Source organism: Lentzea rhizosphaerae (genome assembly GCF_042649515.1).
In the GTDB taxonomy this organism is placed as follows: domain Bacteria; phylum Actinomycetota; class Actinomycetes; order Mycobacteriales; family Pseudonocardiaceae; genus Lentzea; species Lentzea aerocolonigenes.
The window spans coordinates 85,791-106,297 of record NZ_JBHRZI010000036.1 but is presented as its reverse complement, the minus strand read 5'-3'; the positions used below and the strand labels follow the sequence as shown (position 1 = coordinate 106,297).

The window sequence follows — 20,507 nt, the reverse complement described above, 5'->3', positions numbered from 1 at the left end:
CTAGTGCGCCACGGCGGCGGCGCCGTGCTCGTCGACGAGGGCGCCCGTGGTGAAGCGCTCGAGGGTGAACGGCTCGTTGTACTGGTGCGGCTTGTCGTGGGCGATGGTGTGCGCGAAGCAGTCACCGACACCGGGCGTGGCCTTGAACCCGCCGGTGCCCCAGCCGCAGTTCAGATACAGCCCGCCGACCGGGGTGAGGCCGACGATCGGCGAGGCGTCCGGCGAGACGTCGACGATGCCCGCCCACGTCCGCAGCAGGTGGGCGCGCGCGAAGACCGGGAACAGCTCCAGCGCCGCCGACATCTGCTGCTCGATGATGTGGAACGAACCCCTTTGGCCGTAACCGTTGTAGCTGTCGATGCCGGCGCCCATCACCAGCTCTCCCTTGTGCGCCTGGGAGACGTAGACGTGCACGGCGTTCGACATCACCACCGTCGGGTGCACGGGCTCCAGCAGTTCGGAGACCAAGGCCTGCAACGGGTGCGAGGCCAGCGGCAACCTGATCCCGGCCATCTTCGCGAGCACCGAGCTGTGGCCGGCCGCGCACAACGCGACCTTGCCCGCGGCGATGCGACCGCGGGACGTCTGCACCGCGGTGATCCGGCCGCCGGAGGTCTCCAGCCCGGTGACCTCGCAGTTCTGGATCAGGTCGACGCCCATCCCGTGCGCGGCCCGCGCGTAGCCCCACGCCACGTAGTCGTGCTTCGCGATGCCAGCGCGCGGCTGGTAGGTCGCCCCCAGAACGGGGTAGCGCACGTCCGGCGAGATGTTGACGATCGGGCAGATCTCCTTGACCCCGGCGGGATCCACCCACTCCGCGTCGATGCCGTTGAGGCGGTTCGCGTTGACCCGCCGCACGCTGTCGCGGACGTCCTGGAGGCTGTGCGCGAGGTTCAGCACACCGCGCTGGTCGAACAGGATCGGGTAGCCGAGGTCCTCTTCAAGACCTTCCCACAGCTTGAGCGAGTGCTCGTAGATGCCGGAGCTCTCGTCCCACAGGTAGTTGGACCGGATGATCGTGGTGTTGCGGGCCATGTTGCCGCCCGCGAGCCAGCCCTTCTCCAGCACCGCGACGTTCGTGATGCCGTGGACCTTGGCGAGGTAGTAGGCCGTGGCGAGGCCGTGCCCTCCACCGCCGACGACCACGACGTCGTAGGAGGCCTTCGGTTCCGGGTTGTCCCAAAGGAAGTCCGGGTGCTCGGGCAGATGTGCTCCGGGCGGCTGAGCCGGGCTGGTCATGCGCGACGCCTCCAGCGAAATCATCTGGTCGACTACTGGTATATCAGTCTGTGCGGTACAGTAGACCACATGAACACTCGGGTCAACGACGAGCCGGCCGGTGGTTCCCTGACCGACCTGGCCTATCTCCTGCTGCGCGATCGCCTGGTGATGCTGGAGATCAAGCCGGGCGAGCCCATCAACGAGGACCGGCTGCGCACCGAGTTCAACCTCGGCCGCACCCCGATCCGCGAGGCGTTGAAACGGCTGGAGCAGGAGCGGCTCGTCGTCGCCTTCCCGCGCCGCGGCACGTTCGCCACCGACGTGAACATCTCCGACCTCTCGCACATCTCCGAGGTGAGGCGAACACTGGAACCCCTCGCCGCGGCAGCCGCAGCCGAGCGCGCCACGAGCGAGGACCGGGCCGGCCTCACCGAACTGCGCTCGCAGCTCGACACGGCGACGCCATCGGGCGACAACACGGAACTGCTCCGCACCGACGTCGGCGTGCACCGCGCCATCTACCGGTGCGTGCACAACCCGTTCCTCGAGGACACGCTGATCTCCTACGACAACCTGGCCACCCGCATCTGGTGCGTCTTCCTGCCGCGCCTGTCCGGAATGGCCGGTCACGTCGACGAGCACGGCCCCCTGCTGACCGCCATCGTCGAGGGGGACGCGGAGAAGGCCTCCGAGCTCGCCACGCAGCACGTCGTCGGGTTCGAACGCGCGATCCGCGCGCTGATCTGAGCTCATGGCCGTTCCAGCCTGATCACGACGGCCTCGGAGACCGATGACCCTGCGGATCCGGCCAAGCGCAGCCGGGGCAGTCGAACCCGCCGAGCTGGTCGACGAGGGGCAGGGTCCGCACGGAGCGGACCACACCCATCTGCTCCCAGCTGCGCTGCAACGAGACCAGGACTCCGGTCAGTCCCGCCGCAGCCCGCTCAGGTCTTCTCATCGACGGCTACCCGTTCGACCTTGCCGTTGCTCGCGGCCTTGGCGGGAATCGGCGCGACCTGGAGGCAGAAGTCGCCGTCGTACTCCGCGTTGCCCGTGTCCACGGCCTGCTCGACGATCACCGCGGCGTGCTTCTCCCGCACCACCATCGGGTCGCTGCGCAGGTCCTTGGTGAGCGCCACGCACAGCACGACCATGACGAGCGCGAACGGTGCCGCGGCGATGATCGTGAGGTTCTGCAGACCGGTCAGCGCGGTCGCACCGCCACCGCCGACCAGCAGCATCACCGCGGCCACGCCACCGGTCGCCACGCCCCAGAACACCACCAGCCTGCGGTGCGGTTCGATCGCGCCCCGCTGCGACAGCGTGCCCATCACCAGCGAGGCGGCGTCGGCGCCGGAGACGAAGAAGATCGCCACGAGCACCATCACGACCAGACCGGCGACGCCCGCCAGGGGGAACTGGTCGAGCACGCCGAACAGCTGCGACTCCGGGTTGGCGGCACCGGCCAGGTCGGTTCCGCCGCGCTGCAACGAGATCGCGGTGCCGCCCATGATCGTGAACCAGATCAGGCTCACCACCGACGGAACCAGGATCACGCCGCTGACGAACTGCTTGATCGTGCGGCCACGGCTGATGCGCGCGATGAACATGCCCACGAACGGCGTCCAGGAGATCCACCAGGCCCAGTAGAAGATCGTCCACGACGACAGCCAGCTCTCCATGGCCTCGCCACCGGACGCACCGGAGCGGGAGATCATCTCGCCCATCTCGCGGAAGTAGTCACCGACGGCCGCGGGGATCAGGTTCAGGATCAGGATCGTCGGCCCGACCACGAACACGAACACCGCCAGCACGGTCGCGAGCACCATGTTGATGTTCGACAGCCACTGGATGCCCTTGGCCACACCGGACACCGCCGACGCCACGAACGCGACGGTCAGCACGGCGATGATGCCGATCAGCACGCCGACACCGGGGTTCTCGGCGACGAACCCGCCGGCCTTCAGCCCGCTGCCGATCTGCAACGCGCCCAGGCCGAGCGACGCGGCCGACCCGAACAGCGTCGCGAAGATCGCCAGGATGTCGATCAACCGGCCGAGCGGGCCCTCCGACACGCGGTCGCCGAACAACGGCGCGAACGCGGCGCTGATCAGCTGCTTGCGGCCGCGCCGGAACGTGCCGTACGCGATCGCGAGACCCACGACGGCGTAGATCGACCACGGGTGGATCGCCCAGTGGAACAACGACGTCGCCATCGCGGTCTCGACGGCGGCGTCCGTGCCGCCCTGCACCGTGCCCGGTGGCGGCTTCACGAAGTGCGCCAACGGTTCCGCGACGCCGTAGAACATCAGCCCGATGCCCATGCCGGCGCTGAACATCATCGCGACCCAGGAGATCGTCCGGAACTCCGGCCGTTCCCCGTCGCGACCGAGCGGGATCCGCCCGTAGCGGCTGAAAGCCAGCCACAGCGCGAAGAGCACGAAGCCCGTCGCCGCGGTGAGGAACGCCCAGCCGGTGTTGCGGATCAGCCAGCCGAGCACCGCGGTCGACACGCTGCCGAGGCTCGTGGTGCCGAACACGCCCCAGGCGAGGAACGCCGCCGCCACGACCGCGGACAGCGCGAACACGACCCGGTCGGTGTGAGTTTTCGTGGTGGGAAGGAACTTCTGTTCGGGCATGGCATCTACCACCTCTCAGTGGATGTGGCTTCCTCGACCCAGCGGTGGAACTCCCCGATGTGGTGCTCGGAGGGAACCAACACACCCCCTTGCGCGTAGGCCCTCGACGACATCGCGGGCTGGCACCGTTCACATGCTTCGAAGTCCTGCTCGTTGACGCGGTGGAAGAGCTCCACGGACCGCGAGACGTCCTTGCCGGTCGCGACGACGTCCTTGGCGTAGAGCCAGTCGCACTCGACGATCGTGCGGTCGGCGGCCATCGGGAACATCCGGTGGATGATCACGTGGTCGGGCACGAGGTTGATGAACACCTGTGGCCGCACGGTGATCGCGTAGTACCGGCGCTCCTGGTCGGAACCGACCCCGTCGAGGGTGTCGAAGCCCTCGCTGCCGTCGATCGTGAAGCCCTTGATCTCCTCACCGAACACCGCGCCGTGACCCACGTAGTACTGCGCGGCGTACCCGTCCGCGAACTCCGGCAGGACCTCGGTGAGCTCGGGGTGGATGGTCGCGCAGTGGTAGCACTCCATGAAGTTCTCGATGATGAGCTTCCAGTTGGCCTTGACGTCGTAGGTGATCCGCCGGCCCAGGTCCAGCTCGCTGACCTGGTAGTTGCCGATCGCGTCGAGGTTGCCGAGCCGTTCGCGGACGTCCTGCTGCACGGTCTCCTCGAACGACGGCGGCTCCTGCGCCAGGCACAGCCACGCGTAACCGAGCCACTCACGGAGGTGGACGGCCTTCAGGCCGTACTCGACGCGGTCGATGTCCGGCATCGAGGTGAGGTTCGGCGCGGCGACCAGCTTGCCGTCGAGGCCGTAGGTCCAGGCGTGGTACGGGCACTGGAAGTTGCGCTTGACCGTGCCGGACTCCTCCGTGCACAGCTTCGCGCCGCGGTGCCGGCAGATGTTGAGGAACGCGCGCAGGGAACCGTCGCGGGACCGGCTCACCAGCACGCTCTCGCGTCCGATCTGGACGGTTCTGAAGTTGCCTGCGTCCGGCAGATCGGCGCTGCGGACCGCGCAGAACCACATCTGCTCGAAGATCTTCTCCTGCTCCAGTTCGAAGATCGCCGGGTCGGTGTAGGTGTGGCCGGGCAGGGTCGGGATGAGGCTCGACGGGAGCTCGGTCGCGGTCATGGTCACTCCGTGGTGGTGAAAGTCGTCAGAGAAGCAGGGTTCGCGCGTCCGAGCCGTCGCAGATGACCAGCAGCGGAGCGGTGTAGGTGCTCGACGGGGTCAGCACACGGGCACCCGTGCCGGACCGTTCGGTGAACCAGTCGATCACCCGTTCCTCGAAGTGGAGGTCGGCTCCCGCGGCCAGGGCCTCGTCCGCACCGGGCAGCTCGGCGCGCGACCGGCCGTCCAGGCCGAGCACCCGCATTCCCCGCGAGGCGAGCCGGTTCGCGGCCGCCCCGCCGAGTTCACCGAGCCCGATGACGATCACGTCGTGCGTCATGACCGAATCCGGTTCATCTCGGGGTCGAAGAGCGGCTCCGCAGCCACGACAGCCTGGACCCGGTCGCCGAAGTACTCGATCTCGACCGCCGTTCCCTCGACGGCCACCTCGGCGGGCAGCCAGGCGTAGGCGATGTTCTTGCCGATCGAGTAACCGCGCGCCGCGCTCGTGACGTAGCCGACCGCGTTGCCACCGAAGAACACCGGCTCGGAGCCCATGACGACCTGATGGTCGTCGTCGATGATCAGACAGGTGAGCTTGCGGGTGACCGTGTCCTCCGAACGGCCCTCCAACGCCTTGCGGCCGTGGAAGTAGCCCTTGTTCATGCGGACCGCGAAGCCCAGCCCCGCCTCGAACGGGTCGTGCTCGGTGGTCACGTCCGCGCCCCACGAGCGGTAGCCCTTCTCCAGCCGCATGCTGGTGAAGGCGCTGCGGCCGGCGGCGATGACGCCGTGCTCCTGACCCGCTTCCCACAACGTGTCCCACAACCGGCGGCCCATGTCCGCAGTCGTGTACAGCTCCCAGCCGAGCTCGCCGACGTACGACAGGCGCATCGCGGTCACCGGCACATCACCGATGAACGCCTGCTTCGCCTTGAAGTAGCCCATGGCCTCGTGGGAGAAGTCTTCCTTCGTCAACGGCTGCAGCAGGTTGCGCGCTTCGGGGCCCCACAGGCCGATGCAGCACGTGCCGGGCGTGATGTCGGCGATGTGCACGCCGCCGTTCGGTGGCAGGTGTCTGCGCAGCCAGTCGAGGTCGAGCGGGCCGTTCGCGCCCACCTGGAAGCGGTTCTCGCCGAGCCTGGCGATCGTGAGGTCGCTGCGCACTCCCCCGTCCTCGTTGAGCAGCAACGTGTAGACCACCGCGCCCGGCTTGCGGTCGAGCTGGTTGGTGGTCATGGTCTGCAGGAACGTCAACGCCTCCGGCCCGCTGACCTCCAGCCGCTTCAACGGGGTCATGTCGAACATGGCGACCCGCTTGCGCGCGACCAGTGCCTCGGCACCCGCGATCGGTGACCAGAAGCGGGACGCCCACTCGTTGCGCTCCGGGATCTCCGCGACCTCGGGCAGGTTCGCGTTGGCCTCGTACCAGTGCGGCCGCTCCCAGCCCGACGCCTCCAGGAACACCGCGCCGAGTTCCTGCTGGCGCTCGTAGAAAGGGCTGGTGCGCAACGGCCGCGGCCGTTCGGCGGGCTGCAACGGGTGGAGGATGTCGTAGACCTCGACGAACGCGCGGCAGCTGCGCTCGTGCACGTAACCGGGCGAACGCTGCACGTCCTCGAACCTGTTGAGGTCGCACCCGTGCAGGTCGATGTTCGGCTGGCCGTCCACCAGCCACTCGGCCATCGCCTTGGCCACACCGGCAGAATGCGTGATCCACACGGCCTCCGCCACCCAGAACCCGTCCAGGCCGGGATGTTCGCCGAGCAGCGGATTTCCGTCGGGGGTGAAGGAGAACAGGCCGTTGATGCCCTCCTCGACCTTGGCGTCACCGAGGACCGGCAGCAGGTCGACGGCGGCGTCCCAGGAGGTCTCGAAGTCCTCTCGCGTGAACGCGACCTCGGACGGCATGGTCGGCGCCACGTCGAAGTCGAGGATGTCGTCCGCGGAGATCGGCATGGGCCGGTGCCCGTACGCGCCGATGCCGATGCGGTCGACGTGCTCGCGGAAGTAGAGGTCGGCGTCCTGGTGCCGCAGCAACGGCTTGGACATCTCGGTGAGCTCGCTGTTGACGCCCTTGAGCACGGGCAACGGGGTGGTCTTCGCGTACTGGTGCGCCATCGGGACGAGCGGGATGTCGAGGTCGACCATCCGCCCGATCCGCGGCCCCCACATGCCGACGCACGACACCACGATGTCCGCGGCGAACGTGTCGTGCTCGGTGACGACGGCCTTCACCCGGCGGCCCTTGCGTTCGACACCGGTGACCTTGTGGTGCGCCAGGAACTTCGCCCCGCGCTCCATCGCGCGACGGGCCTGTGCCTCGGCCGCGCGCAACGGCTTGGCGAGGCCGTCGCTCGGGATGTGGAACCCGCCGAGGATCTTGTCGGGGTCGAGCAACGGGTGCAGCTCGGCGCACTCCCCCGGATCCCGCAGGTAGCTCTCCACGCCCCACGAGGTGGCCCAGCCGTGCCGGCGCTTGATGTCCGTCCAGCGTTGCGGGGTGGTGGCGACCTCCAGCCCACCGAGCTGCTGGAAGCACCACTTGTCGTCCATCGTGAGCGCCGTGTACTTCTCGACGGTGTACTTGGCGAACGAGGTCATCGTCTTGCAGCCGGTGGTCTGGAAGACCAGGCCCGGCGCGTGCGAGCTCGACCCGCCCGTCTCGAACAGCGGTCCCTGTTCGAGGACGGTGACGTCGGTCCACCCGCGGGCGGTCAGCTCGTCGGCCAGCGCGCACCCGACGATGCCTGCTCCGATGAGCACAACGCGTGGTTGCGTTGCCATGGAAGTTCTCCTGCCGTCTGTGGTGGGTGCTGGCGTCAGATCCGCGGTGCCTCGGCGCCGATCGTCGTGGTGGGACCGTGTCCGGTGTGGACGATCGTGTCCGGGGGCAGGGTCAGCAGGCGCTCGCGGATCGAGGTGACGATCGTCGGGAAGTCCGAGTACGAGCGTCCGGTCGCGCCCGGGCCACCCTCGAACAGGGTGTCCCCGCTGAAGACCGCGCCGAGCTCCGGCGCGTACAGGCAGATCGAGCCGTAGGTGTGGCCGGGCGTGCTGATCACTTCGAGGGTCGTGCCCGCGACGTTCAGCGTGTCGCCGTCGGCCAGCCAGCCGTCCGGCTCGCGGCCCGGGTACACGACCGTCCACAGTGCACGGTCCGCCGAGTGGATCTGGATCGGCGCCCCGGTCTTGTCCGCCACCTCGGCGACGGAGTTGATGTGGTCGTCGTGGCCGTGGGTGCAGACCAGCGCTGTCACCACGCGACCGCCGACGGCCTCCAGAACGGCGTCCGCGTTGTGCGCGGGGTCGATGACAAGTACCTCGTGGTCGTCGCCGACGAGCCAGACGTTGTTGTCGACGTCCCAGGTCCCGCCGTCGAGGCTGAACGTGCCGGACGTGACGACGTGCTCGATCCGCGCGCTCACAGGACGACCACCGAACGCAGCACGCGGCCGTGGTGCATGTCCTCGAACGCCTTCTCGACGTCCTCCAGGCCGATCGTCTCCGTGACGAACGCACCGAGGTCGAGCCTGCCCTGCAGGTAGAGGTCGATGAGCATCGGGAAGTCGCGGCTGGGCAGGCAGTCGCCGTACCAGGACGACTTCACCGCGCCACCGCGGGAGAACACGTCGATCAGCGGCAGTTCGAGCTGCATGTCCGGCGTCGGCACACCCACGAGCACGGCGAGACCGGCGTGGTCACGGGCGTAGAAGGCCTGCTTGAACGTCTCCGGCCGGCCGACCGCGTCGATCACGACGTCGGCACCGTTGCCCTCGGTGAGCTCGCGGATCGCCTCGACGACGTCCTGCTCGCGGGCGTTGACCGTGTGCGTGGCGCCGAACCGTTGCGCCCACTCGAGTTTCGTGGGGTCGAGGTCGACGGCGATGATCGTGCGTGCCCCCGCGAGCCGGGCACCCGCGATGGCCGCGTCACCGACACCGCCGCACCCGAGCACCGCCACGCTGTCGCCGCGGGTGACGCCGCCGGTGTTGATCGCGGCGCCGATGCCCGCCATGACACCGCAGCCGAGCAGGCCAGCGACCTCGGCCGGTGCCTTCGGGTTCACCTTCGTGCACTGTCCGCTGTGGACGAGCGTCTTCTCCGCGAACGCGCCGATGCCGAGCGCCGGCGACAGCGGGGTGCCGTCGGCCAGCGTCATGGGCTGGGACGCGTTGTGGGTGTTGAAGCAGTACTGCGGCCGTCCCCGCAGGCACGAGCGGCACGAACCGCACACCGCGCGCCAGTTCAGGATCACGAAGTCGCCGGGCTCCAGGTCGGTCACGCCCTCGCCGACCGCCTCGACGACACCCGCCGCCTCGTGCCCGAGCAGGAACGGGAACTCGTCGTTGATCCCGCCCTCCCGGTAGTGCAGGTCGGTGTGGCAGACCCCGCAGGCCTGCACCTTCACCAGCGCCTCACCGGGGCCGGGGTCCGGCACGAGGATGGTCTCGACCGAGACCTTGGCTCCGCGCCCCGCCGCCACGACACCGTTCACCGCATGTGCCACTTGAATCGCTCCTGTCAGAGGTGGGGGTAGAGGGGGTTGTTCTTGGCCAGCAACGCGACACGGGCGGACAGGTCCGCCTCGGCCGTCTCGTCGAACGACGGCTTCAAAGCCGCCGCGATGATCTCGGCGACCTCGGCGAAGTCCTCGGCGCCGAAGCCGCGGGCGGCCAGTGCGGGGGTGCCGATGCGCAGGCCGGACGTCACCATCGGCGGGCGAGGGTCGAACGGGACGGCGTTGCGGTTGACCGTGATCCCGATGCGGTGCAACCTGTCCTCGGCCTGCTTGCCGTCCAAAGTGGACTCGACGAGGTCGACCAGGACGAGGTGCACGTCGGTGCCGCCGGAGAGCACCTTCACCCCGGCCTCGGCGCAGTCGGGCCGGGTGAGGCGTTCGGCCAGGATCGCGGCGCCGTCGAGCACCCGCTGCTGACGTTCGCGGAACTCCTCGCTCGCCGCGACCTTGAACGCCACCGCCTTGGCCGCGATGACGTGCTGCAACGGCCCGCCCTGCTGGCCGGGGAACACCGTGGAGTCGACCTTCTTCGCGAGCTCCTGCCTGCAGAAGATCACTCCACCCCTGGGACCGCCGAGGGTCTTGTGGGTCGTGGTGGTGACGATGTCCGCGTGCGGGATCGGGCTGGGGTGCAGTCCCGCCGCGACCAGGCCCGCGAAGTGCGCCATGTCCACCATGAGCTTGGCGCCCACGGCGTCGGCGATCCGGCGGAACTCGGCGAAGTCGAGCTGCCGCGGGTAGGCGGACCAGCCCGCGATGATCAGTTTCGGCCGCGACTCCAGCGCCAACCGCTCGACCTCGGCCATGTCGACCCGGCCGGTCTCGCGGTCGACGTGGTAGGCCACGACGTTGTAGAGCCGGCCGGAGAAGTTGATCCGCATGCCGTGCGTCAGGTGACCGCCGTGCGCCAGGTCCAGGCCCATGATCGTATCGCCGGGCTGGAGCACCGCCGCCATCGCCGCGGCGTTGGCCTGCGCGCCCGAGTGCGGCTGCACGTTCGCGTGTTCGGCGCCGAACAGGGCCTTCACCCGCTCGATCGCCAGCGTCTCGATCACGTCGACGTGCTCGCACCCGCCGTAGTACCGGCGTCCCGGGTAGCCCTCGGCGTACTTGTTCGTGAGGACCGAACCCTGCGCCTGCAGCACGCCGACCGGCGCGAAGTTCTCCGACGCGATCATCTCGAGCGTCGACTGCTGGCGGTGGAGCTCGGCGCGGATCTCGGCGGCGACCTCGGGGTCGAGCTCGTCGAGGTGCACGTCCAGGACTGAGGTGGAAGCGGAGAGTGACAACGGCCGACCCTTCCGAGCGAGTTCCGTAATACGCAACGTTGTTCGCATTATGCAACTGCGGCGGGCATCACCGTGAGCCCCGCTCAGGCCGTTGTCAAGACCCTGTCGCACGGACGGAGGCATCCGGAACTACGACGTTCCGGGTGGTCACAGCCCTGAAACGCGAACGAGCCCCCGGCGTTCACCGGGGGCTCGTCGCGGGCGGAGATCGCCTAGACCGGGTGCCCCATGCGGACGGAGAGGTCGCGCGAGGCGACCCGCAGCTCCTCGACGATCTCGGGCATGCGCTTCTGCGAGAACCGGTACGCCGGCCCGGCGGCGCTGATCGCCGCCACGACGTGGCCGTGCGAGCCGAACACCGGGACCGCGACGGCGTGCAGCCCCGCCTCCAGCTCCTCCATGCAGGTCGCGAACCCGTCGAGTGCCGTGCGCCGCAGGACCGTCCTCAGCTGGACCGGGTCGGTGATCGTGCGCGGGGCGCAGGCCGCCAGGTCACCGGACAGCAGGCGTTCCTGCTCGTCACGCGGCGCCGCGGCCAGCAGGACCTTGCCGCTCGACGTGGCGTGCAGCGGGGTGCGCTGGCCGACCCAGTTCTGCGCCGCCACCGCGGAACCGCCGCGCGCCTGGCTCACGTTGAGCGCGACGTCGCCGTCGAGGACCGCGATGTTGACCGTCTCACCCAGCCGGTCCGCGAGCTCCGACACGACCGGACCGCCCACCCGCACGTAGTCGAGCTGACCGGTCACGGCACCGGCGAAGCGGAGCATGCCGAGGCCGATGCGGAAGGGGCCGCGTTCGCCGTCCTGTTCGACGAGTTCCCTGGCCTGAAGCGTGTGAACGAGTCTGGACGCGGACGACTTGTGCACCCCGAGCTCGGCGGCGATCTCGGTGATCCCCGCTTCCCCGTTGCGGGCCAGCAGCTCCAGAACGGCCACCGCCCGATCGACCGATTGCACCAGCGCCGGGTCGCGCGCCTCCTCGTTGTTGCTCATGACGCAACGGTAACCGATTGGCGCAACCACCTTGATCAGCCGAAACGGTGCTTGACGCGCCTGTCCGCCTGAGCCATTCTGCTGTTGCGTATCGCACACCCTGTTCCGTAATACGCAACGGAGGGTTCGAGATGATCACCGCTGGTGCCGTGGACGACCTGCCCGTGGGCGAGTCCGTGCGCATTTCCACCCCGGACGGAGCGATCGCCGTCTTCAACGCGGACGGCGAGTTCTACGCCATCGACGACACCTGCAGCCACCAGGACGCGTCGCTGTCCGAGGGCTGGCTGGAGGGGTGCTTCGTCGAGTGCCCGCTGCACGCGGCGAGCTTCGACCTGCGCACCGGCGTCCCGACGTGCCTGCCGGCCAAGAAGGCGGTGCGCACGTACCCGGTCGTGGTGGAGAACGGCGTGATCCACGTCGACACGCGAAGCCGCGAGGCCGTCGCGTGAGGACGATCGCCGTCGTCGGCGCGTCGCTGGCGGGCCTGCGTTCCGTGCAGGAGCTGCGCAACCAGGGCTTCGACGGACGCGTCGTGGTGATCGGCGAAGAGGTGCACGCGCCGTACGACCGGCCGCCGCTGTCGAAGGCGTTCCTCGCGGGCACCCTGCCCGCCGAGGAGCTGACACTGGCCGACGAGGACTTCGGCGCCGAGTGGAGACTCGGAGTCCGTGCCGACCGGGTCGACCCGAGCGCGGGCGAGATCCACCTCTCCACCGGTGAGGTCGTGCGCGCCGACGGCCTGGTGATCGCTACCGGCGGCCGGCCACGGACGTTGCCCGGCACCGCCGCGTTGTCCGGCGTCCACACCCTGCGCACGCTCGACGACGCCGTCGCGTTGCGAGCGGATCTGCGGCCAGGTTCCCGAGTTGTCGTCGTCGGTGCGGGCTGGATCGGCGCGGAGGTCGCGTCGACCTGCCGCTCGCTCGGCCTCAACGTGACCGTCGTGGAAGCCGCGCCGGTGCCCTTGGCACGCGCACTCGGGCCCGTACTCGGTTCGTTGTGCGCGGAACTGCATGCCGACCACGGGGTCGACCTGCGCCTCGGCGTCGGCGTCGAGTCCTATCTGGACAACGGCACGCGGGTGACCGGTGTCGTGCTGCGCGACGGCTCCCGCCTCCCTGCCGACGTGGTCGTCGCGGGCATCGGCATGGAACCCGCGACGGACTGGCTGCACGGCTCGGGCCTGGCGCTCGACAACGGAGTGCTGTGCGACCACGGCTGCGTCACCGGGATCCCGTCGGTGGTCGCTGTCGGGGACGTCGCCCGCTACCGCACCCCCGACGGCACCCACGTCCGGCACGAGCACTGGACGAACGCCTCGGAACAGCCCGTCGTGGCCGTCCGCAACCTCCTCGCCGGCACCACGCTCGAGGAGTTCAGGCCGTCCGGCTACGTCTGGTCCGACCAGTACGGCGTCCGGCTGCAGCTCGCGGGTGAGACGACGGGCGCGGACGAGGTCGCCGTGATCGACGGGTCGCCGGACGACCGCAAGTTCGTCGCGGAGTTCCGCCGGGCCGGGCAGTCCGTCGGTGTGCTCGCGATGAACAACCCGAAGCTGTTCAGCAGGATGCGTCGCCAGCTCGCGGCTGTCTGACTCACAAGGCCTCCAACAACGCGGCCGCCCGCTTCTCCAGGTGCGGCCGCACCTCGTCACCGGTGAAGATCCACGGCGATCGGCGCTCCACCCCGGCCACCACCATCTCCCCCACGGCGTCGATACCCGGTCCGCCGGCCAGAAACGCCGCCACAGCCGGCACGAGGTCGTCCCTCAACGCGACCCCTTCTTCCAACGACCGGGTGTGAGCGACGATGTCCGTGTCCACCGGCCCCGGACACAGCACGCTCACCCCGATCCCGTGCTTCGCCACGTTGAGCCGCAACGACTCCGACAGCCCGACCACCGCGAACTTCGCCGTCGCGTACAGCAGGTTCGGGTCGGACACGAGCCCGGCGGCCGACGCGGTGTTCACGACGTACCCCGACCCGCGCTCGATCAGGCGCGGCAGGAACGTCTGGATCCCGTTGATCACGCCGGTCAGGTTCACGGCGAGCGCCAGGTCCCACTTGGCGTAGGTGAGTTCCTCGACGGCGGAGTGCGGCACGATCCCCGCGTTGTTGAACAGCAGGTCGACCGGCCCCAGCGCCCGTTCGGCCTCGTCTGCGGCCACGGCGAACGCCTCGCGGTCCCGCACGTCCAGCCGGAACGTCCGCACCGCCCCCGGCAGCTCCTCGGCCGCGCGGGCCAGCGCGGGCTCGTCCACGTCGGCCAGCGCGAGCTTCACACCCCGCTTGCCCAGAGCGCGTGCGATGCCCAGGCCGATGCCTCTCGCGCCGCCGGTGATGAAGGCGACCGAGCCCTTCCACTCCCTCATGAGACCACCTCTGTGCTGAGCTGACATCTCTGTGTTGACTGACACAGTAGCCTGCTCAGCATGGAGATGACGCTCGGCGAGGTGCTGTCCACCGGTGGCCGCGCGACGCTCGGGGTGTTCGTGGGCCTGCAGGTCCTGGACAGCGTCGACAACGTGATGTTCGTGGTCTTCGCCCCGGAGATCCGCGAGTCGCTCGGCCTCAGCACGGCGGCCGTCGGTGTCGTCGGCGCCCTGGCCGGCGTGATGGTCGCGCTCGCCGCGCTGCCGCTCGGCCTGCTCGGAGACCGGCGCCGCCGCACGACGATCGCCGGCGTCGCCACGCTCGTGTGGGCGGCCGCGGCCGGGGTGCTCGGGCTGGTCCAGAACCTCTGGCAGGCGGCCGCGGTCAGGGTCGTCGCGGGCATCGGCAAGGCCAACGAAGGCCCGATCCAGGCGTCGCTGCTGGTCGACGCCTATCCCCCGGCCGGTCGCGGACGCGTGCTGGGTCTGCACCGCGGTGGTCAGCCGCTGGGCATCGTCACCGGACCGCTGCTGGCAGCGGCGTTCGCGGCGTTCATCCCCGAGGAGCACGAGCCGTGGCGCTGGGCGTTCGCCTTCCTGGCCGTGCCGGCGCTGCTGCTCGGGCTGGCGGCGTTCCGCCTTCCCGAACCGGTTCGCGCGCATTCCTCGCCACGAGGTGCGTTCGCCCGCCTGGCGAAGATTCCGTCTCTCGTGCGGGTGATGGTCGCGCTCGGCACGTTCGGCATGTGCGTGACGACGGTGCCGATCTACCTCAACGTCGTGCTGGAGGACGACCTCGGGCAGGGCGCGGCGGCCCGTGGGGTGATCACGTCCGTCTGCGCGGTCGGCGGGCTCGCCGGTGCGGCACTGGGCGGAGCGTTGAGCGATCGCCTGTTCCGGCGCAGCCCCAAGGCGTGCGTGCACCTGGCGGCGGTCGCGCTGACGTTGCTGGGCGTCGGGTTCGCGGTGCAGGCGCACGCGCCGGACGTCACCACGTACGTCGTGATCGGGATCGTGACCCAGGGCATGACCTTCGCGGGCGTCATCGCGCTGAGCCTGGTGGTGGCCTCGGTGACGCCCGAGGAGATCCGCGCGACCGCCTTCGCCCTCGTCGGCGTGTTCGTGGCGCTCGTCGGCGGACTCGGCGGCGCACTGCTGACCGGTGCGGCGGAACAGCTCTGGGGCGTGCGGACGGCGATCGCCGTGGTCGCGCCGTCCGCGTCGGCGATCGCCGGGCTCGTGCTGATCTTCGGTGCGCGCCACGTGCTCCGCGACATCGCACGGGTCGTACGATGACCGCCGTGAACTCACCGGGGCAGCGCCGGATCGACGAGATCGGTGACGAGAGCCGCCGCCGCATCCTGGACGCCGCCGAGGAGCTCTTCGCCCAACGCGGGTTCGACCGGACGTCCTTTGTGGACATCGCGAAGCGGTCGGGCATCAGCCGCGGCTCGATCCCGTGGCACTTCAAGAACAAGGACGGCCTCGTGATGGCCGTCGTCGAGCGCGCGGTCGAACGGATCTGGCCCGCCGAGCGCTACGAGTCCGTCCCGTCGCTGCGCGAGGTGTTCGCGGAGACCGCGGAGCTCCTGCGCACCGGCAACTCGGCGCTGGTGTTCATGATCCTGGTCGAGGCGCTCGGCGAACGGGGAGTCGTGCACACCCAGTACCGGGACTTCTTCGCCCGGCGGCGCGAGGGCATCGAGGTGCTGCTGCGCCTGAAACGCCCCGAAGGCGTCGACCCGGAGACCGCCGCCGAGCAGGAGCGCACCGCCGCCGTGGCGCTCAACGGCGCACTCCTCGGCATCCACCTCCAGGCCCTCGTGGATCCGGAGAACATCGACCTCGACGCCGCGCTCGTGTCGGTCGCGACGATGTTCGACCGCAACCTCACCGACGTCTGGCGGAGTTAACGGCGCAGTCGTTCGAGGATCAGGTCGATGTCGGCCGTGCTGGTGCGGTGGTTGGTGATGCACGCCCGGATGCCCCGCTTCCCCGCCACCACAACGGGTCCGAGCAACGCGACGTTCTCGGCGGCCAGCGTTTCGAGCACCTCAGCCGGTGAGGCTCCGTCGACCGCGAAGCACACCGCGGTCAACGTGACCGGCGCGAGCAGCGTGAGGCCCGGCGTGGCCTCGATCCCGCGACCGAGCCGTTGCGCCAGTTCGAGCGTGCGTTCGTTCGCGGCACGGAAAGCCTCCACACCGAACGCCTGCAGCGCGCTCCACACCTTGAACGCCTTGAAGTTGCGGGAAAGCTGCGGCCCGTAGTCCATGTAGTCGGTCATCAGTTCGTCGTCGGCGACCGTCAGGTACGAGGAGTCGAACGCGTGCGCGTCACGCAGCTTGGCACCGTCGCGCACGAGCACGCACCCAGCCTCCAGCGACACGAACAGCAGCTTGTGCGGGTCGAGAGTGATCGAGTCGGCGCGCGCACATCCGCCCATGAGCGAGCGCATGTCCTCCGACAGCAGGAAAAGCGCGCCGTAGGCACCGTCGACGTGCAACCACAGGTCTTCCGCCGCGCACAGGTCCGCGATCGCGTCGAGCGGGTCCACCGACCCGGTCGACACCGTGCCGCAGGTGGCGACGACGCACCACGGCCGCAGCCCGTCCCGCCGGTCCCGCTCGATCGCCGCGCGCAGCGCGTGCACGTCCATGCGGTGCCGCTCGTCGGTGCGCACGTGCCGCACGTTGTCCAGTCCGATGCCCAGGATCGCGGCGGCCTTGTCGACACTGCGGTGCGCCTCCACGGACGTGTAGACGACGAGCGGTGCCGCATCCCGTTGCAGCCCGGTGGCGTGGAAGTCGGGCACCCGGTCGTGCAGCGCGGTGGCGAGCGCCTGGAGCGTGGCGAGCGAGCCGCCGCCAGTCAGGATGCCCTTGGACGTCGCGGGGAACCCGACCACGGAAGCCAGCCACTCCAGCACCGCCCGCTCGACGACGCTCGCGGCCGGAGAGAGCTGTGAGAAGTTGCAGTTCTGGTTGAGCGCGGCGGCGACCGCCTCGGCGTAGGGCGCGATGCCGTTGGGCGGGCCGAGGACGTACGCGAGGAACCGCGGGTGCGCCACCGTCGTCGAGTTGGGCAGGATCGTGTCCTCCCAGCGGTCGAACAGCGCGTCCACGCCGATGCCCCGCTCCGGCATCGGCGTGGCCAGCAGCTCCGCCAGCCGCGTGCGGTCGAGCGCGGGCAGCACGTCGGCCTTGGGCAGGCCGCGCTCGTAGCCGTCCAGCAGCGCAACGAGCCGGCCCCCGGCCCTGTCGCGTTCGTCGTCGGTCAGCAGCAGTTCGTTCACGCCAAGCAGATTATGTTGCGCGAGCTGGCACGCGATTGCTACTTCCACCTTGTTCGGCGCTGGTCGTGGCATGATCTGCCAGTGGACCGCATCGACCGCGCAATCATCCGCCACCTCCAGCGGGACGGTCGGCTCAGCAACACCGAACTGGCCGACAAGGTGGGCCTGACGCCGTCGCCGTGCCTGCGCCGGGTGCGGGCGCTGGAAGACGCCGGGGTGATCACCGGCTACCACGCCGCCGTCGACCCGGTCGCCCTCGGCCGCGGCTTCCGCGTCCTCGTGCACATCGAGCTCGCCGCGCAGGACACCGCGACCATCGAGGCGTTCGAGGCGCAGATCGCGGAGATCGACGCCGTGGAGTCGTGCGTGCGGATGTTCGGGCAGCCCGACTACCACCTGTGGGTCGCCGTCGCGGACATCGCCGCGTACGAGCAGCTCTACATGTCGGCGCTCACCGGGCTGCCGGGCGTGGCGCGCACCAACTCCCAGTTCCCGATGAAGACCGTGAAGTGATTGGCGAACGAGGTCGCACCGGAGTCATGCTGGTTGGATGACGAAGGAAGAGGCACTCAGCAAGCAGGAGAACACCGAACGCGTGGTCACCGCCCGGTCCGGACTCGGCCTCCTGGCCGGACTCGTCGTGCTCTGGGTCGTGCTGCGGTGGATCAGGCACGGCTAGGGTTCGGCTCGGTTCCAGCGGGGTGGCCACCTTTTGCTGGTGTGGCCACCTTGTGTTGGTGGTCGCTTTGGGTCGTATGACGAGCTTTGGTTGCGTCATCGCCGCTTCGCGACGATTGCGATTGGGGCTTGACTTCGGGGCCCTTGCGAGGCGCTCATCGGCCTTGAAAAGCCGGGCAATAAGAGCCCGGCCGATCCAACCAGCGTAGCACCTCGCACCCAAAGTCAAGCCCCAATCGCAAACGTACGTGGTTGCGTTGGGTTGTTCGACTCACCTCATTACCGCTTGCCCGATGACGCATTGCCCTGTCCGGCTCGGCTTCGCCATCGCGGTTGGCGGGTCCTTGGCTTCGCCATTGCCTGCGTTGTGGTGGGAGATTCGGCTCGGTTACGCCATCGCCGCTTGGCTTCGGCTTCGGCTTCGCGAGATTGGCCGCACTAGACGTAGCCTTACCGAATTGACCTCACGGGATTATCCTCGCGAAATAGTCTCCACTCGGGAGAAGCATCACGCAGGAGGAAGGAACGGCCGCCCATGCCGCCGTAGGTTCGTCGGCGGTGGCGAGTGTGCCTCGCCATGGCCAGGCAGCGGCGGCAAGGGTGCCCCGGCGTGATCAGGCGCTGGTGGTGGGGGCCTCGGCATGATCCGGCAGCGGCGGCGAGGGTGCCGGTCTGCGGCACGGCGGCAGGCATCGATGCCGCCGTGCCGTGGGCAAGCGTCGTTGATCAACACCGCCTGGTCAGGCGGTGTTGATCAGGTTGCGCCTGGGACTTCGCTGCGGGTCGAGCCAGGCCGGTGCGTAGAACGTCGGCATCCCGTTGACCAGCCCGACTTCCCACTCGCTCTGGTGGATGAGCGTGTGGTGGTGGCGGCACAGCAGCACCGCGTTGTCGACCGATGTCTCGCCGCCGTTGGCCCAGTAGCGGATGTGATGGGCGTCGCACTGCCGTGGCGGCCTGCCGCAACCTGGGAACGCGCAGCCCCGATCCCGGGTGACCAGGGTTCGGCGGATTGCTGCCGGGAAGGTGCGGGTTTTGCGGCCGACGTTGAGTGGCTGGCTTGCTCCGCCCATGACCATCGGGATGATGCCCGCGTTGCAGGCCAGCTGACGCACCTGCTCGGCCGGGACCCGGTCGCCATTGTCAAGCGTGGCGTGGCCGACCTGGTTGGCGAGGTCCTCGTAGGGCATCGTCAAGGTGAGGGTGACCGGTTCGCCGCCGTGCTCGGGCAACTGCTCGGCGCGCAGCATCAAGTCGACCAGCTCGGCCAGGGCGTCACCCTCGCGTTCCTCGCGGGTGCGCAGGTCCGGTCCCTCGTCGGCCGTGATCGGGCGGGGCTTGGCCAGCGGATCGAGCAACGCCTCGTACTTCGCGCCAGTCACCTTCTCCAGCTTCGCCCAGATCTCCAGCCGACCGTTCTTCCAACGCATCCTGTGCTCGTTGCCGGGCGGCGGCGCAGTCTCGGGGTCTCGAGGCTCCGGATCGTCCTGGAAGAGGCTGTAGGCCAGTTTGTCGCCCAGGGTGCGGACCGTATGGGGCTCGAAGTCACGGGCGTAACCCACCACAGTGACCTCCTGGTCGGCGGGCACGGTCTTCATCACCGCCGCGACCGCTGCGACGTGGTCGATCGACAATGCACCCTCGGCCACCGCCTCCGCCGTCAGCGGAAGCACCGGAGCGAGTTCGCTGCCGGTCGGGGTGATCTCGTTGGTCAGCAGCGCGGCATTGTCGATCCATCGCTTGGCGATGTGGAGATCCCAGCGGACGACGTGTCGCAGCACCTGCGGCAGATTCCTGTAACCGAGTTCGCTCGCGGCTCCGCGCCGATCCAACTCGGCGACGATCTGCAACGCAGCATTCTCGCGCACCCGGATTTCCGTCACCTCATCGACGAGACTGCGCAGCAGCTCGTCGGTGGAGAGGAGTCGGGTCTCGATCACGTGTTCTAATCTACCGCAAGATCACAGTAAGATAACGGGAAAAGCGGAACACGATAGGGTGAACCAACCAGCCGGGCAACGTGATCCGCGAAGCCGAAGGCAAGCGGCGATGGCGAAGCCGAGCCGAATCGGGCAATGCGAACGAGGGCAAGCGGTAATGAGGTGAGCCGAACAACCCAACGCGACCACGCACGAGTGCGATTGGGGCTTGACTTTGGGAGCGAGGTGCTAGCCTTTTCGGATCGGGCGGGTGCGAAGCATCCGGCCTTTTCCGCCCGACACAGCGCCTCGCAAGGGCCCCGAAGTCAAGCCCCAATCGCAATCGTCGCGAAGCGGCGATGACGCAACCAAAGCTCGTCATCACGGCCTGCGCGACCACCAACGCAAGATGAGACGTCGCATGGCACGCGACCCACCCCGCTGGAACCCGCGCCGAACCAC

The 20,507-nt window shown here is 69.1% G+C and carries 20 protein-coding genes; 7 read left to right on the top strand and 13 right to left on the bottom strand.

Annotated elements, in window-relative coordinates:
- Positions 1 to 1,239 (bottom strand): sarcosine oxidase subunit beta family protein, encoded by a 1,239-nt coding sequence (locus ACFOWZ_RS38070; RefSeq protein WP_382378810.1) that lies wholly within the window; start codon positions 1,237 to 1,239, stop codon positions 1 to 3.
- A 69-nt stretch (positions 1,240 to 1,308) separates the two neighbouring features.
- On the opposite strand from ACFOWZ_RS38070, the gene ACFOWZ_RS38065 reads away from it, so the two are divergent.
- A complete protein-coding gene (locus ACFOWZ_RS38065; protein WP_382378809.1) occupies positions 1,309 to 1,968 on the top strand; it encodes a GntR family transcriptional regulator in 660 nt (219 codons plus the stop codon).
- A 22-nt stretch (positions 1,969 to 1,990) separates the two neighbouring features.
- Here ACFOWZ_RS38065 and ACFOWZ_RS38060 read toward each other — a convergent pair whose 3' ends face one another.
- The 9 genes from ACFOWZ_RS38060 to ACFOWZ_RS38020 all read right to left on the bottom strand — a co-directional run bounded on the left by ACFOWZ_RS38060 (position 1,991) and on the right by ACFOWZ_RS38020 (position 11,778).
- Positions 1,991 to 2,179 (bottom strand): hypothetical protein, encoded by a 189-nt coding sequence (locus ACFOWZ_RS38060; protein ID WP_382378808.1) that lies wholly within the window; start codon positions 2,177 to 2,179, stop codon positions 1,991 to 1,993.
- Positions 2,166 to 3,860: a BCCT family transporter gene (locus tag ACFOWZ_RS38055; RefSeq protein ID WP_382378807.1), complete on the bottom strand. Its 1,695-nt coding sequence runs from the start codon at positions 3,858 to 3,860 to the stop codon at positions 2,166 to 2,168. Before ACFOWZ_RS38055 ends, ACFOWZ_RS38060 begins: the two co-directional genes overlap by 14 nt.
- A 5-nt stretch (positions 3,861 to 3,865) precedes the next feature.
- Positions 3,866 to 4,996: an aromatic ring-hydroxylating oxygenase subunit alpha gene (locus tag ACFOWZ_RS38050; protein ID WP_382378806.1), complete on the bottom strand. Its 1,131-nt coding sequence runs from the start codon at positions 4,994 to 4,996 to the stop codon at positions 3,866 to 3,868.
- Positions 4,997 to 5,021: 25 nt separating this feature from the next.
- On the bottom strand, positions 5,022 to 5,315 hold the full coding sequence (locus ACFOWZ_RS38045) for a hypothetical protein (protein ID WP_382378805.1): 294 nt from the start codon (positions 5,313 to 5,315) through the stop codon (positions 5,022 to 5,024).
- Positions 5,312 to 7,762, bottom strand: a complete 2,451-nt coding sequence (locus ACFOWZ_RS38040) for a GcvT family protein (protein ID WP_382378803.1) — start codon at positions 7,760 to 7,762, stop codon at positions 5,312 to 5,314. Before ACFOWZ_RS38040 ends, ACFOWZ_RS38045 begins: the two co-directional genes overlap by 4 nt.
- Positions 7,763 to 7,797: 35 nt before the next feature.
- Positions 7,798 to 8,403 (bottom strand): MBL fold metallo-hydrolase, encoded by a 606-nt coding sequence (locus ACFOWZ_RS38035; protein ID WP_382378802.1) that lies wholly within the window; start codon positions 8,401 to 8,403, stop codon positions 7,798 to 7,800.
- A complete protein-coding gene (locus ACFOWZ_RS38030) occupies positions 8,400 to 9,485 on the bottom strand; it encodes an S-(hydroxymethyl)mycothiol dehydrogenase (protein ID WP_382378801.1) in 1,086 nt (361 codons plus the stop codon). The genes ACFOWZ_RS38035 and ACFOWZ_RS38030 overlap by 4 nt, the downstream gene beginning before the upstream one ends.
- 14 nt (positions 9,486 to 9,499) lie before the next feature.
- Positions 9,500 to 10,786: a serine hydroxymethyltransferase gene (glyA, locus tag ACFOWZ_RS38025; RefSeq protein ID WP_382378800.1), complete on the bottom strand. Its 1,287-nt coding sequence runs from the start codon at positions 10,784 to 10,786 to the stop codon at positions 9,500 to 9,502.
- 212 nt (positions 10,787 to 10,998) lie between these two features.
- The gene (locus tag ACFOWZ_RS38020; protein ID WP_382378799.1) at positions 10,999 to 11,778 is read right to left on the bottom strand and encodes an IclR family transcriptional regulator; all 780 of its coding nucleotides are present in this window, start codon (positions 11,776 to 11,778) and stop codon (positions 10,999 to 11,001) included.
- Between the two features lie 131 nt (positions 11,779 to 11,909).
- On the opposite strand from ACFOWZ_RS38020, the gene ACFOWZ_RS38015 reads away from it, so the two are divergent.
- Both ACFOWZ_RS38015 and ACFOWZ_RS38010 read left to right on the top strand, forming a co-directional pair.
- Positions 11,910 to 12,230: a bifunctional 3-phenylpropionate/cinnamic acid dioxygenase ferredoxin subunit gene (locus tag ACFOWZ_RS38015; protein WP_382378798.1), complete on the top strand. Its 321-nt coding sequence runs from the start codon at positions 11,910 to 11,912 to the stop codon at positions 12,228 to 12,230.
- Positions 12,227 to 13,375 (top strand): NAD(P)/FAD-dependent oxidoreductase, encoded by a 1,149-nt coding sequence (locus ACFOWZ_RS38010; protein WP_382378797.1) that lies wholly within the window; start codon positions 12,227 to 12,229, stop codon positions 13,373 to 13,375. The genes ACFOWZ_RS38015 and ACFOWZ_RS38010 overlap by 4 nt, the downstream gene beginning before the upstream one ends.
- Position 13,376: 1 nt before the next feature.
- Here the strand turns inward: ACFOWZ_RS38010 and ACFOWZ_RS38005 are convergent, their stop codons facing one another.
- Positions 13,377 to 14,153: an SDR family oxidoreductase gene (locus ACFOWZ_RS38005; RefSeq protein WP_382378796.1), complete on the bottom strand. Its 777-nt coding sequence runs from the start codon at positions 14,151 to 14,153 to the stop codon at positions 13,377 to 13,379.
- Between the two features lie 60 nt (positions 14,154 to 14,213).
- Here ACFOWZ_RS38005 and ACFOWZ_RS38000 point away from each other — a divergent pair, with 60 nt between their 5' ends.
- Both ACFOWZ_RS38000 and ACFOWZ_RS37995 read left to right on the top strand, forming a co-directional pair.
- On the top strand, positions 14,214 to 15,449 hold the full coding sequence (locus ACFOWZ_RS38000; RefSeq protein ID WP_382378795.1) for an MFS transporter: 1,236 nt from the start codon (positions 14,214 to 14,216) through the stop codon (positions 15,447 to 15,449).
- A gap of 5 nt (positions 15,450 to 15,454) precedes the next feature.
- The gene (locus tag ACFOWZ_RS37995) at positions 15,455 to 16,066 is read left to right on the top strand and encodes a TetR/AcrR family transcriptional regulator (RefSeq protein ID WP_382378794.1); all 612 of its coding nucleotides are present in this window, start codon (positions 15,455 to 15,457) and stop codon (positions 16,064 to 16,066) included.
- On the opposite strand, the gene ACFOWZ_RS37990 is transcribed toward ACFOWZ_RS37995, so the two are convergent.
- On the bottom strand, positions 16,063 to 17,448 hold the full coding sequence (locus ACFOWZ_RS37990) for a pyridoxal phosphate-dependent decarboxylase family protein (RefSeq protein WP_382378793.1): 1,386 nt from the start codon (positions 17,446 to 17,448) through the stop codon (positions 16,063 to 16,065). The two genes, ACFOWZ_RS37995 and ACFOWZ_RS37990, sit on opposite strands and share 4 nt — an antisense overlap.
- Positions 17,449 to 17,529: 81 nt before the next feature.
- Here ACFOWZ_RS37990 and ACFOWZ_RS37985 point away from each other — a divergent pair, with 81 nt between their 5' ends.
- Positions 17,530 to 17,961 carry an Lrp/AsnC family transcriptional regulator gene (locus ACFOWZ_RS37985; protein ID WP_382378792.1) on the top strand — a complete coding sequence of 144 codons (432 nt, stop codon included), beginning with the start codon at positions 17,530 to 17,532 and terminating at the stop codon, positions 17,959 to 17,961.
- Positions 17,962 to 17,998: 37 nt separating this feature from the next.
- Complete coding sequence (locus ACFOWZ_RS37980) at positions 17,999 to 18,127, top strand: hypothetical protein (protein WP_269083657.1); 129 nt, start codon at positions 17,999 to 18,001, stop codon at positions 18,125 to 18,127.
- Positions 18,128 to 18,866: 739 nt separating this feature from the next.
- On the opposite strand, the gene ACFOWZ_RS37975 is transcribed toward ACFOWZ_RS37980, so the two are convergent.
- Positions 18,867 to 20,066, bottom strand: a complete 1,200-nt coding sequence (locus ACFOWZ_RS37975) for an HNH endonuclease (protein WP_382378791.1) — start codon at positions 20,064 to 20,066, stop codon at positions 18,867 to 18,869.
- Positions 20,067 to 20,507 lie beyond the last annotated feature (441 nt).

Coding starts and splice junctions, on each gene's coding strand:
- ACFOWZ_RS38040 (WP_382378803.1), bottom strand. CDS start 7,762: ATGGCAACGCAACCACGCGTTGTGCTCATCGGAGCAGGCATCGTCGGG.
- ACFOWZ_RS37980 (WP_269083657.1), top strand. CDS start 17,999: ATGACGAAGGAAGAGGCACTCAGCAAGCAGGAGAACACCGAACGCGTG.
- ACFOWZ_RS38020 (WP_382378799.1), bottom strand. CDS start 11,778: ATGAGCAACAACGAGGAGGCGCGCGACCCGGCGCTGGTGCAATCGGTC.
- ACFOWZ_RS38045 (WP_382378805.1), bottom strand. CDS start 5,315: ATGACGCACGACGTGATCGTCATCGGGCTCGGTGAACTCGGCGGGGCG.
- ACFOWZ_RS38070 (WP_382378810.1), bottom strand. CDS start 1,239: ATGACCAGCCCGGCTCAGCCGCCCGGAGCACATCTGCCCGAGCACCCG.
- ACFOWZ_RS38015 (WP_382378798.1), top strand. CDS start 11,910: ATGATCACCGCTGGTGCCGTGGACGACCTGCCCGTGGGCGAGTCCGTG.
- ACFOWZ_RS38055 (WP_382378807.1), bottom strand. CDS start 3,860: ATGCCCGAACAGAAGTTCCTTCCCACCACGAAAACTCACACCGACCGG.
- ACFOWZ_RS38065 (WP_382378809.1), top strand. CDS start 1,309: ATGAACACTCGGGTCAACGACGAGCCGGCCGGTGGTTCCCTGACCGAC.
- ACFOWZ_RS38060 (WP_382378808.1), bottom strand. CDS start 2,179: ATGAGAAGACCTGAGCGGGCTGCGGCGGGACTGACCGGAGTCCTGGTC.
- ACFOWZ_RS38005 (WP_382378796.1), bottom strand. CDS start 14,153: ATGAGGGAGTGGAAGGGCTCGGTCGCCTTCATCACCGGCGGCGCGAGA.
- ACFOWZ_RS38050 (WP_382378806.1), bottom strand. CDS start 4,996: ATGACCGCGACCGAGCTCCCGTCGAGCCTCATCCCGACCCTGCCCGGC.
- ACFOWZ_RS38000 (WP_382378795.1), top strand. CDS start 14,214: ATGGAGATGACGCTCGGCGAGGTGCTGTCCACCGGTGGCCGCGCGACG.